This is a genomic window from Luteimicrobium sp. DT211 (assembly GCF_049844995.1).
Classification (GTDB): domain Bacteria; phylum Actinomycetota; class Actinomycetes; order Actinomycetales; family Cellulomonadaceae; genus Luteimicrobium.
Map to the genome: position 1 here is coordinate 181,029 of NZ_JBNCMC010000004.1, position 13,362 is coordinate 194,390.

Annotated in this window: 3 protein-coding genes; all 3 read left to right on the plus strand. The window is 71.5% G+C overall.

What is annotated here, in order from left to right; translation table 11 throughout:
* The first annotated feature begins 136 nt into the window (after positions 1-136).
* Genes ACLQ14_RS11925 through ACLQ14_RS11935 form a run of 3 tightly spaced genes read left to right on the plus strand, consistent with a single transcriptional unit; the run spans position 137 to position 13,278 of the window.
* Complete coding sequence (locus ACLQ14_RS11925; RefSeq protein WP_425813217.1) at positions 137-4,825, plus strand: alpha-L-arabinofuranosidase C-terminal domain-containing protein; 4,689 nt, start codon at positions 137-139, stop codon at positions 4,823-4,825.
* A 39-nt stretch (positions 4,826-4,864) separates the two neighbouring features.
* On the plus strand, positions 4,865-8,038 hold the full coding sequence (locus tag ACLQ14_RS11930; RefSeq protein ID WP_425813219.1) for an OmpL47-type beta-barrel domain-containing protein: 3,174 nt from the start codon (positions 4,865-4,867) through the stop codon (positions 8,036-8,038).
* Entirely contained in the window at positions 8,035-13,278 is a 5,244-nt protein-coding gene (locus ACLQ14_RS11935; RefSeq protein WP_425813221.1) for a family 43 glycosylhydrolase, read from the plus strand. Before ACLQ14_RS11930 ends, ACLQ14_RS11935 begins: the two co-directional genes overlap by 4 nt.
* The last annotated feature ends 84 nt before the right edge of the window (positions 13,279-13,362 follow it).

The following is a 13,362-nucleotide window of genomic DNA, read 5'->3' on the forward strand; positions in this document are numbered from 1 at the left end:
GGACCACGCGTGGGGCGGGGCCTCCGAGCCCGGGGCGCACCCGTAGGCAACGGAGCAGCGGGACCCGTGCTCGACGCTCCGTGTCTTCCACAGGCCGCCTCGCGGCGGACCTCGGCGACGAAGGAGCAGGATGATCGTGTCACAACGACGCACACGACGAGGAGCCCCGGCCCGCGCGCTCGGGCTGGGGGCGGCGCTCGCCGTCGTCCTGGGCGGGGCGCTCACCGCGCCCGCCGGCGCACCGGCCCAGGCGGCCGGGAGCACGACCGGGCCCACGCTGCCCGGCGTGGTCGACTCGTTCGACTCCGCGACCCTCGGCTCGCGGTGGTCGATCGTCAACGAGGCGAAGTCCGCCTGGTCGCTCAGCCAGAACCCCGGCTCGCTCACGCTCACGGCCCAGCCCGGCGACACGTATCAGACGACCAATACGGCCAAGAACGTGTTCGCGGTTGACGTGCCCGAGGGCGACTTCAACGTCGTGACCACGGTCCACGCGCCGGTCGGCAAGGTGTACCAGGGTGCCGGCCTGATCGCGTTCGACGACCTCGACAACTATGTCCGGTCGGGCCTGACGTTCGTCGGGAGCCTCTCCGCGTCGGGCGTCGCGATCGAGAACGACATCGAGACCGCGGCGTCCTTCACGGCGGCGAGCTTCGGCGACCGGCCGGGCTCGCAGGCCGAGACGCTGCGCCTGCAGCGCGCGGGCGACGTCGTCACCACCAGCTACTGGGACGCTGCCACCGCGGCCTGGGTCACGACGGGCTCGGTCACGGTGTCGTTCGACATCACGCACCTCGGCCTGTACGCGCTCGCGGCGCAGGACGGCACGACCTTCCCGGCCGTGTTCGACGACTTCGCCTATCAGGCGGCGGACGGCAAGGACGTCGTCCCGGCGGGGACGTTCACGTTCCTCGGCGGCGACGGCGACCAGTACCTGTCCACCGAGGACGGCCGCCTTGGCCTGACCGACACGCGGCCGACGAGCACGCTCGCACTCACGGCGACGGAGGTCTCCGAGGGGGCGGTGACGCTCGCGTCGGGCCAGGTGCCCGTGGTCCTCGGGGCCGGCGGCACGCTCGCGATGGGCGACGTCGGCGCAGCGCCCGCGTCGTTGCGGATCACCGACGCCGGCGGTGGCAAGGTCTTCCTGCGCGCCGCCGACCCGGCCGGCGACGCCGGCTACGTGGGTGTGCACGACGGCCTGCTCGTGCTCGGCGCCGTGGCGGACGCCGTCCGCCTCACCGTCCAGGCGGTCAAGATCAGCGACGGGTCGAGCCTCGACATCGACGGCGACGCGACGAGCATCCAGGTCGCGGACGACCTCTACGGGATCTTCTATGAGGACATCAACTACGCGGCCGACGGCGGGCTCTACGCCGAGCTCGTCCGCAACCGGTCGTTCGAGTTCAACAGCACCGACAACAAGGCGTTCACGGGTATGACGGCGTGGAGCACGCTGAGCCGCGACGCCGGGGCTGGGTCCACGGCGACCGTCGGGACGGGCGACCAGAGGGTCAACGACGACAACCGCTACTTCCTCACGCTCGACGCGAAGGGCGCGGGCGCCGGGATCCAGAACGCCGGCTACAACGCGGGCATCGCGATCGAGCAGGGCCAGAAGTACGACTTCTCGGTGTGGGCGCGCTCGGCGACGGCCCAGGACCTCACGGTCCGGCTTGAGACCGCGGACGGCGCGACGGCCTACGCGACCGGGAAGGTCGCCGTCGACGGCTCGGACGCGTGGAAGAAGTACACGGTGACCCTCACCGCGGACGCGACCACCGACGCCACTCGCCTCGCCGTGCTCGCGGGCGCGGCGTCCATCGTCCGCCTCGACATGGTCTCGCTCTTCCCCGAGGACACGTGGGTCGGTCCGGTCAACGGCAGGTCGGTGCTGCGCAAGGACCTCGCGCAGAAGATCGCCGACCTCAAGCCGAAGTTCCTGCGCTTCCCGGGCGGGTGCGTGACCGACGTCGGCACCTTCCCCTCGTACGCGGAGTCCGGCGGCGCAGACCGCGACCGCATGTACCAGTGGAAGGAGACGATCGGCCCGGTCGAGCAGCGTCCGACGAACGCCAACTTCTGGGGCTACAACCAGTCGTACGGCATCGGGTACCTCGAGTACTTCGAGTTCGCCGAGGACCTCGGCGCCACCCCGCTGCCCGTCGTGACGGTCGGCGCGCAGGGCTGCGGCAGCGCGCTGAAGGGCACGACGGACGCCGCGACCGTGAAGCGGTACGTCCAGGACACGCTCGACCTGCTCGAGTTCGCGAACGGCGACGTCACGACGACGTGGGGCGCGAAGCGCGCGGCGCTCGGCCACCCGAAGCCGTTCGGCGTGAAGTACATCGAGCTCGGCAACGAGGAGAACAACACCGAGTTCGAGGCGAACTTTCCGACGTTCCAGGCGGCCGTGAAGGCGGCCTACCCGGGCGTCACCGTGATCTCGAACTCGGGCCCGGACGACTCGGGCTCGCGCTTCGACACGCTGTGGGACTTCAACCGGCAGCACAAGGTCGACATGGTCGACGAGCACTACTACAACAGCCCCGACTGGTTCCTCGCGAACGCCGACCGGTACGACTCCTACGACCGCAGCGGGCCGAAGGTCTTCCTCGGCGAGTACGCGTCGCAGGGCAACTCGCTGTGGAACTCGGTCACCGAGGCCGCGTACATGACGAGCCTCGAGCGGAACTCGGACGTCGTGAAGCTCGCGTCCTACGCGCCGCTGCTGTCGAACGAGGACTACGTGCAGTGGTCGCCGGACGCGATCTGGTTCGACAACGACGAGTCGTGGGCGAGCCCGAACTACTACGTGCAGAAGATGTTCTCGACCAACCTCGCCGCGGGTGACGAGGTCGTCCCGAGCACGTACACGGGCCCGCAGGTCACGCCAGAGCCGCTCGACGGCGGGATCTTCCTGTCCACCTGGAGCACCGCCGCGTCGTACGACAACGTGAAGGTGACGTCGAACGACACGGGCAGCACGCTGCTGAGCGACGACTTCTCCGGCGGCGACTCGCAGTGGGCCGCGCAGTCCGGCTCCTGGGCCGTCAAGGACGGCGCCTACACGCAGACGAGCACGTCCGTCACAGACGCCCGCTCGATCGTGAGCGGCGCGTACACCAAGGACTGGAAGGACTACACGCTCGAGCTGGACGCCACGAAGACCGCGGGGTCCGAGGGCTTCCTCGTCGGGTTCGCCGCCACGGGCGCGAACAACTTCTTCTGGTGGAACCTCGGCGGCTGGTCCAACACGCGCCAGGCGCTCCAGAAGGCCGACGGCGGCTCAGCGGGCGAGGTCAAGGCGGTCGAGGGCAGCAGCATCGAGACCGGGAAGACGTACCACCTCAAGGTCGTCGTGCAGGGCCGGGACGTCAAGCTGTACCTCGACGGCGTCCTCCAGATGGACTACGAGGACGTCCAGGCCACGCAGGACGTCTTCCAGGACGTCACACGCGACGCGTCGACCGGCGACCTCGTGGTCAAGGTCGTCAACACGTCCGACACGGCGCGCCGCACCGCGGTCCACGTGTCCGACGTCGGCATCAAGGGGACCGGGACGGCGACCGTCCTGACCGGGCAGCCGACCGACACCAACACCAAGGCGAAGAAGACCAAGGTCGTGCCCGTCGAGAGCGAGCTCACCGGGCTGTCGGGTGACTTCAGCTACGACTTCCAGCCGTACTCGGTGACGTTCCTGCGCCTGCACACCGTGGACTCCGTCGGGCCGACGGTCGACTCGCTCGACCTGTCGTCCGCTGGGGTGCGCGGGTACTACGCCGACCCCGTCACGGTGACCGCGACGGCGTCGGACAACCGCGGCGTCGCCACGCTGGAGACGCGGGTCGACGGCGGCGACTGGGTCGCTTCGTCGTCCGCGACCAGTGCGTCGGTCCGGGTCACGGGGGAGGGGCAGCACACCGTCGAGGTGCGCGCGACCGACGCCGACGGCAACGTCTCGGAGATCCGCCCCGTGACGTTCGCGATCGACGCGACGCCGCCGATCTCGAACGCGACCGTCGACACCACGGCCCGCACGGTCACGCTGCGCGCGGCCGACTCGGGCGCGGGGACGGCCCGGATCGAGTACCGGCTCGGCACGTCCGGCGGCTGGGCGACGTACACGGCGCCCGTGACCGTCGGCGCGGGGGCCGCCACGGTCCAGTACCGCGGGGTCGACGCGCTCGGCAACACCGAGGACGCCAACACGGTCGTCGTGCCGGCCGCGGGCGCCACGCTCCGCGAGACGTCCACCGCTGCGGCGGCGCCCGCCACCGTCGCGTACGGCGAGCCCGTCACCGTCACCGTGAAGGTCGGCGGCTCCGGCGGGACGCCGTCGGGAAGCGTGGGCGTGAGCGACGGGACGGTGCTCGTGGGGTCGGCGAGGCTCGCCGGCGGCCGCGCGACCGTGAAGGTCTCGACGCTCGCCGTCGGGACCCACACCCTGACGGTCGCCTACTCCGGCGACCGGGCCTTCGCGGCGTCGTCGGACACGACCCGGGTGACGGTGACCAAGGCGTCGTCGCGTACCGAGCTCAAGGTCGCGCCGAGGAGCCCCAAGCAGGGGCAGCGGGCCAACCTCACGGTGAGGGTCACGACCGCGGGGCCCGCCGGGCCCACCGGCACCGTGACCGTCACGGTGCGCCGGGCCGGGGCCTCGTCCCCCGCCGTGTCGGCCGCGGTCGGCCTCTCGAGGAAGGGCGACGCGACCCTGCGGCTGCCCGCGCTCGCCGCCGGCACCTACACGGTCGACGTGACCTACGGCGGATCGGCGACGGCGGCGTCGTCGGCGGCGTCGGAGACCCTCACCGTCCGGAAGTAGCACCCGACCCCCCTGCTGGACCTCCAACGAAGGAGCACCATGTCATCAGCACGGAACAGACGGTCCGCCGCGACGGTCGCCGCCGTCACGCTGGCCGTCGCGGGGCTCGGGGCGACGCTGCCGGCCGAGGCCGCCACGACCCCGCCCGCGGCCCCGTCCTCGGCGACGGACCTCGACTCCGGTCTCGTCGCGTCCTACCTGCTCGACGAGACGTCGGGCAGCACCGCGCACGACACGTCCGGGAACCACCGTGACGGCACCGTCGTGGGCGCCGCCTCCTGGAACGGCGGCGACGGCTTCACGTTCGGCGGGGGCGCGGCGGGCAGCGGCAACGCGATCAAGCTGCCCGACGGCCTCGTCGCGGGCGACGACGACGTGAGCGTCGACCTCGACGTCCAGGTCGACCCGGCGCTCACGGGCAACTGGTTCCTGTTCAACCTCGGCAACCAGGCGCCCTACCCGGACGGCACGGGCTACCTGTTCGCGACGGGCAAGGACTCGTCCGGCCGGTTCCGGGGAGCGTTCGCGACCGGCGGCTTCGCGACCGAGCAGAGCGCCGCCCGCCCGGGCGCCCTGGCGACGGGCACGTGGAAGCACGTGACGCTCGTCGTCGACGGCGGCACCCCCGCCCACCCGGGCAGCGTCTCGCTCTACGAGGACGGCGCGCTCGTGGGGCGGCGCGTCAACGTGACGACCTCCCCCGCGAGCATCGCGACGAGCACCTGGAACTTCCTGGGACGGTCCGCCTACGCGGCCGACGCGTCGTTCCAGGGCCGGCTCAAGGACGTCCGCGTCTACGACCGCGCCCTCGACGCCGACGACGTCGCGGCGCTCGCGGGCGCCGCGCCCACCGACGACGCCGCGGTCGCGTCCACGGCCGCGGCGCTCGCCGTCCCGGGTGCCGACGACGTCCGCGGCAACGTCACGCTGCCCACCTCGGGCGCCGGGGGGACGACGGTCGCGTGGTCGTCGTCGGACCCGGCGGTCGTGACGCCGTCGGGCGTGGTGAACCGGCCCGTGCACGGTGGCGACGCCGTGCACGTGACCCTGGCCGCCACGGTGACCAAGGGCGACGCGACCGCGACGCGGACGATTCCGATAAAGGTCCAGCCGTTGCCCGAGCAGGGGTCGAAGGACGCTTACCTGTTCGCGTACTTCGAGGGCGAGAGCACCGACGCGGGCGAGGCGATCCACTTCGGCGCGAGCAAGGGCGACGACGCGTTGCACTGGGACGAGCTGAACGACGGCGACCCGCTGTTCACGTCGACCCTCGGCACGAAGGGCCTGCGGGACCCGTTCATCATCCGGTCCCACGACGGCGACAGGTTCTACCTGCTCGCGACGGACCTCAAGGTCTACCCGACCGGGTCGTTCACCGCGGCGCAGCAGACCGGCTCCACCTACCTCGAGATCTGGGAGTCCGACGACCTGGTGCACTGGTCGAACCAGCGGCACGTCAAGGTGTCGTCCGACCTCGCGGGCAACACGTGGGCGCCCGAGGCGTACTACGACGAGGACCTCGGCAGCTACGTCGTCTACTGGGCGTCGAACCTGTACGACACGACGGACCCGACCGGCCGCGCCGCGTCCTCGACGTACAACCGCATGATGGTCGCCACCACGCGCGACTTCGTGACGTTCAGCGACCCGAAGCCGTGGGTCGACGTCAAGCGCGGGGCCGGCCTCGGCATGATCGATGCGACCGTGATCCGGGACGGCGACCAGTACTACCGGTTCGTCAAGGACGAGAAGTACATGATCCCGCGTGAGGAGAGGTCCACCGACCTGCTCGCGACCGTGTCGGGATCGCTCCCGACGACGACCTCGACGCCGGGCTGGCAGCTCGTGACCGAGAAGGTCGCGTTCGGCCAGCCGAACCAGTGGGGCGGGACGTTCTCCGCGGGCGAGGGCCCGACCGTGTTCAAGGCGAACCCGGGCGACGTGAACACCGGCGGCAAGGACACCTGGTACCTGTTCGTGGACCAGCCGAGCTACCACGGCGGCAAGGGCTACGTGCCGTTCGCGACGACAGACCTCGCCTCGGGGCAGTTCACGTCGGTCGCGGCCCAGTCCGAGCTCCCGACGAGCCCGCGACACGGGACGGTCCTGCCGCTCACGCAGGCCGAGTACGAGCGCGTCCTCGCCGCCTACCAGCCGGACCTGCTGGTCGACGCGATCGACCCGGTCGCGGTGTCGACGCGCACGGGCACCGCGCCCGTGCTGCCGTCCACCGTCACGGTCCGTTACCACGACGGGTCGTCGAAGCAGGTCGCGGTGACGTGGCCCGCGGTCGACGCCGCGCGGTACGCGCAGCCCGGGTCCTTCGAGCTCCGGGCCGACGTCGTGGCGGGCGCGGACGTCCAGGCGGTCGCGACCGTGAAGGTGACCGACGCCGCGGACCCCGTGGTCGCGTTCTCCACGGCGCCGGCGCTGCCGACGTCGGGATGGTTCGCGACGGCCCCGGTGACGGTCGCCGCGACCGCCACCGACGACGGTGCGGTCGCGTCGGTCGAGACGTCGCTCGACGGCGGCTCGTGGGTCACGACCGGCGGCGCCGCGGCCCGCGTCTCCGTCCCGGCCGACGGGCGGCACATCGTCCAGGCCCGGGCGACCGACGCGTCCGGCAACGTGTCCGCGATCGTGTCGCGGGCTGTGCTCGTCGACACGGGCGCGCCGGTGTCGAAGGCGTCCGTGTCCGCGGCGGCGCGGACGGTCACCGTGGCCGCGGCAGACGAGTGGTCCGGCGTGGCCCGGCTCGAGTACCGGGTCGGGACGTCCGGCGCGTGGTCGGCGTACGCGGCACCGGTGACGGTCGGTCCGGCCGCCACGACGGTGCAGTACCGGGCGGTGGACGTGGCCGGGAACGTCGAGGTCGTGAACACCGTGCCGGTGCCGTCCGCCGGGGTAGCGCTGAAGACGACGTCGACCGTGGCGTCGGCGCCGTCGTCCGTGGCGTCCGGGACGTCGGCGCAGGTGAGCGTTCGGGTCACGGGCGCCGGCGGCTCCCCGACGGGGACCGTGCGGGTCACCGACGGGTCGGCGCTCGTCGGGTTTGCCACGCTCTCGGGCGGCCGCGCGACCGTGACGCTCACCCCCGACCTCGCGGTCGGCTCGCACACACTCACCGTGACGTACTCCGGCGACGCGACGTTCGCGGCGTCGTCGGACGCGGTGAAGCTCAAGATCACCAAGGCCACCGGGAGGGCACGATGAGGACGACGAGACGACTCGCCGCGGCGGGGACCGCCGCGGCGCTGCTGGGCACGATGGTGCCGATGGCGGCGCACGCGGCCGCCCCGGCCGCCCCGGCCGGCGTCGCCGAGGCCGCCGCCACCGCGGCGGACCTCGCTGACGGCCTGGTCGCGTACTACCCGCTCGACGAGACGAGCGGGACGGTCGCGCACGACGCGTCCGGCCACGGCAGGGACGGCGCGGTCGAGGGGACGGCCTCCTGGAACGCCGGCGACGGGTTCACGTTCGGCGGGGGAGCGTCCGGCAGCGGCAACGCGATCAAGCTCCCGAACGACCTCGTCGCGGGCGACGACGAGGTGAGCGTCGACTTCGACGTCTGGGTCGACCCGGCGCTGACCGGCAGCTGGTTCATGTTCAGCCTCGGCAACCCGACGGTCTACCCGAACGGCACCGGCTACCTCTTCACGACGGGGGCCGGCGGCACGTTCCGCGGGACCCTCGCCTCCGCGGGCTACTCGACCGAGCAGAGCGCCAAGAAGTCCGGCGGCCTCGCGACCGGCACGTGGAAGCACGTGACCTACGTCGTCGACGGCGGCACCGAGGCCGACCCCGGCTCGGCGCGGCTCTACGAGGACGGTCTGCTCGTCGGCTCGAACGACGCGATCACGCAGACCCCCGCCCAGATCGGGGAGCCCGACGGCACCAGCACCCGGAACTACGTCGGCCGGTCCGCCTACACCGCCGACGTCTCGTTCAAGGGCAAGGTCCGGGACTTCCGGGTCTACGACCGGACGCTCGACGCCGACGAGGTCGGTGCGCTGGCGGCCCCGACAGCCGAGGCCGGCGCCGACGCCGCGCTCGCGGCGCTCTCGCTCGGCGACCTGTCCGCCGTGACGGACGACCTCGCCCTGCCGAAGACGTCGAAGGGCGCGACGGTGACCTGGTCGTCGTCCGACCCGTCCGTCGTCGCGGCCGACGGCGCCGTGACCCGGCCGACCGCCGGCAAGGACCCGGCCACCGTGAGGCTCACGGCCTCGGTCACGAACGGCACCGCGACGCGCACCACGACGTTCACGGTGACCGTGCTGCCGGAGCCGGCCGCGTCCGACAAGGTCGCCTACGACGCCGAGCACCTCACCGTGACGAACCTGGACGACGTGCGCGGCAACCTGACCCTCCCCGCGAAGGGCCGCTACGGCTCGGCGATCACGTGGACGTCGTCGGACGAGGCCGTGGTCGCGGCGACGGGCGAGGTGACGCGTCCGGCCTACGGGCGCGCCGCCGCCGACGTGACGCTGACCGCGACCGCCAGGCTCGGTGAGGACAGCGCCGCCCGCACGTACACGGCGCACGTCGAGCCGATGCCGCGCAAGGTCCCGACGACGAACTACATGTACGCGTACTTCACCGGCGACTCCCTCGCGGGCGAGAAGATCTACTTCGCCGCGAGCCAGGGTAACGACGCGCTGAAGTGGACCGAGCTCAACGGCGGCAAGCCCGAGCTCACCTCCACCCTCGGCACCAAGGGGCTGCGCGACCCGTTCATCATCCGGTCGCGCGACGGCGACACCTTCTACCTGATCGCGACCGACCTCTCGATCGGTTCCGGGACGTCGTGGGGCGACTCGGTCCGGACGGGCTCGAAGAGCATCGAGATCTGGCAGTCGAAGGACCTCGTCCACTGGTCGGACCAGCGGCAGGTCCAGGTCGCGCCCGACGGCGCGGGCAACACCTGGGCACCCGAGGCGTACTGGGACGACGAGATCGGCGCGTACGTCGTCTTCTGGGCCTCCTCGCTCTACGGCGACGACGACCCGAACCACACGGGCGACAGCTACCACCGGATGATGTACGCCACGACTCGCGACTTCGTCACGTTCACGCCCGCGAAGGTCTGGCAGGACACGGGCAAGTCCCGCATCGACACGACCGTCTACAAGCAGGGCGACACCTACTACCGCTTCACCAAGGACGAGGCGAGCGCGGGCGGCTGCACCGACATCTTCCAGGACAGCTCGACCGACCTCCTGGCCCCGGCTCAGGACTGGACCGTCCAGGACACCTGCATCGCGACCAAGGCCGGCCTCGTGCGCGCCGAGGGCCCGTCGATCTTCAAGGCGAACGTCGGCGACGTGAACGGCGGCGGCTACTACCTGTTCGTGGACGAGTACGGGTACCGCAAGTACCTCCCGCTGCACTCGGACAGCCTCGAGAACCCGGACTGGAAGCTGCCGGCGAGCTGGTCGCTCCCGGCGAGCCCGCGCCACGGCACGGTCATGAACATCACGCAGGCCGAGTGGGACGGGCTGACCGGCGCGACGACGACGGCCGTCACCTCGACCACGAAGGTCGCGCTCGCCGACCCTGTCGTCGACCAGGGCACCGGGACGACCGCCACGGTCAACGTCGCGGCGTCCGACCACGGGCAGGTCGCCGGGGACGTGACCGTCACCGCGGGCGGGTGGCGCACCACCGCGCACCTCGGCCAGGACGGCACGGCCACCGTCGACCTGCCCGCCGACCTGCCGGTCGGCAAGGTCGACGTCACGGCGTCCTACGCGGGCTACGGCGTCGTCGGCGCGAGCAGCGGCACCGCGACGCTCACCGTGGGCGAGGCGACGGTCGATCCCGACCTCGTCGTCTCCTACCCGTTCGACGAGACCAGCGGCACGGTCGCGCACGACGCGTCCGGCCACGGCCGCGACGCCGAGCTCATGAACGGGGCGGTCCCGTCCGCCGGCGGTGTCACGCTCGACGGCACCGACGACTACGTCGACCTGCCCGACGACGTCCTGGCCGGGCTCACCTCGGCGACCGTCTCCGTCGACGTCAAGATCGACGCGTCGCAGGGCACGCCGTACTTCGTGTACGGGCTCGGTAACACGAGCGCCGGCGCCGGCAACGGCTACCTGTTCACCACGGGCGACTCCTACCGCACCGCGATCGCGTCGGGGAGCTGGACGACGGAGCAGAACACCTCGTCGTCGTCGAACCTGCCGCGCGGCGCGTGGAAGCAGCTCACCTACACGCTCGACGCCGCCAAGCACACGGCCACCGTGTACCTGGACGGGGTCCAGGTCGCGCAGAACACGGGGATCACCCTGACTCCGGGCGAGATCGGGAACGGGCACACGGTCGCCAACTACGTGGGGCGCTCGCTGTACTCGGCCGACAAGTACCTCAAGGGCCAGGTGCGGGACTTCCGCATCTACGACCGGGCGCTCACCGCGTCCGAGGTGCTGGACCGGTCAGGCAACGGCACGGCCGTCGTCGGCGTCGAGCTGCCCGAGCTCAAGGTGCCGGCGATCGTGGACGCCGCGTCGTCGACGATCACGCTGCCCGTGAAGCCTGGCACCGATCTCGGCGCGCTCGCGCCGACGCTCCGAGTCTCGGACTCCGCGACCGTGTCTCCCGACAACGGGTCGACGCGCGACCTCACGCACCCCGTCACGTACACGGTGACAGCGGCGGACGGCGCGACCCGGACCTGGACGGTCAAGGCGCTCGTCATGCGGAGCCCGGCCCTGCCGGGCTACAACGCCGACCCGAACATCGTCGTGTTCGGCGACACCTACTACATCTACGCGACCACCGACGGTGTCGCGGGCTGGGGGAGCACCTCGTTCAAGGTCTGGTCGAGCAAGGACCTCGTGGACTGGACCGACCACGGCGTGATCCTCGACCTCGGTCCGGACGTGAGCTGGGCGGACGGCCACGCGTGGGCGCCGACCATCACGGAGAAGGACGGGAAGTACTACTTCTACTTCGTCGCCGACCAGCAGATCGGGGTCGCCGTGTCCGACTCCCCGACAGGCCGCTTCACGGACGCCCTCGGCGCGCCGCTCATCCACAAGGCCGACTTCGGCGGGGCGCAGCAGATCGACCCGGCCGTGTTCACCGACACGGACGGGACGACCTACCTGTTCTGGGGCAACGGCACCGCACGGATGGTGCCGCTCAACGGCGACCTCGTCTCCTACGACCCGGCGAAGGTCCAGGTGATCAGCGGGCTCAAGGACTTCCGGGAGGGCCTGTTCGTCAACAAGCGGCAGGACACCTACTACCTGACGTGGTCGGTCGACGACACGGGTAGCGAGAACTACCACGTGAGCTACGCGACGTCGTCGAGCGTGGCGGGGCCCTGGACCAACCGCGGGACGCTGCTCGCCAAGGACCCGTCGCAGGGCATCCTCGGCACCGGTCACTCGTCGATCGTCCAGGTGCCCGGCACCGACGACTGGTACATCGCGTACCACCGGTTCGGGATCCCCGGCGGTGACGGGACGCATCGCGAGACCACGATCGACCGCGTCACGTTCGCGGCCGACGGGCTGATGAACCCGGTCGTCCCGACGCTCACCGGCGTGGACCCCGAGCCCGTCCCGGTGCAGCACGGTCCGTCGATCGAGAAGGTGTCGGTCGGCGACGGCGACACCGTGTCGGGCAAGGTGACATTCGCCGTGGACCTGGGTGGCGACGCGAAGGACGTGAAGTACACGTACGTCGAGCTGAACAAGGGCTCGGGGCAGACGTGGGTCACGGACAACACGAAGGCGCCGGGGTCGACGAACGCGGGGTTGCACCCGACGCTCGTCGTGGACACCACGACCCTGGCCAACGGGGCGTACGGGCTGAAGATCGACGCGGTCGGGGCGAACGGGAAGACGACCGAGAAGAAGGTCGCGTTCACGGTCAACAACGCGCCGCGGCTGTCGTTCGTCAGCCCGAAGGACGGGGCGACGGTGTCCGGGAAGGTTGCCGTGACGGTCGACCTGCAGGGTCAGGGTCTCAAGGCCTACAACCTGCGGGTGGACTCGGCGGGGCTGTCCTACGCGGCGTCGCCCAAGGCGGGTGCGCAGGCGTTCACGTGGGACACCACGACGGTGGCGGACGGGGTGCACACGCTGCTCGCGACGGCGACGGACGACGCGGGGAACAAGACGACGGTCACCGAGAAGGTGACGGTCGCCAACGTCCCCGCGTGGGACGCGAGGACCGCGTACACGACGGGCCGCACGGTGACCTACGGAGGGTCCACGTGGGCGGCGTCGTGGTGGACGCAGAACCAGAAGCCCGGCGACGTGAACGGGCCGTGGCAGGAGATCGCGACGACGTCGGACGGCACCGCGGTGTGGACGCCGACGCGGATCTTCGACAGCGGTGACACGGCGGTCTACGACGGCGTCACGTACCGGGCGCAGTGGTGGACCCGGAACGAGAAGCCCGGCGACGCGAACGGGCCCTGGCGCAAGGTCGCCTGACTCCCGTGCCGGCCGCTCCCACGGGAGCGGCCGGCCCGGAGGGCGGGGGTGGTCGCGTGCGCGAGTGTAACGATATTCCACCCT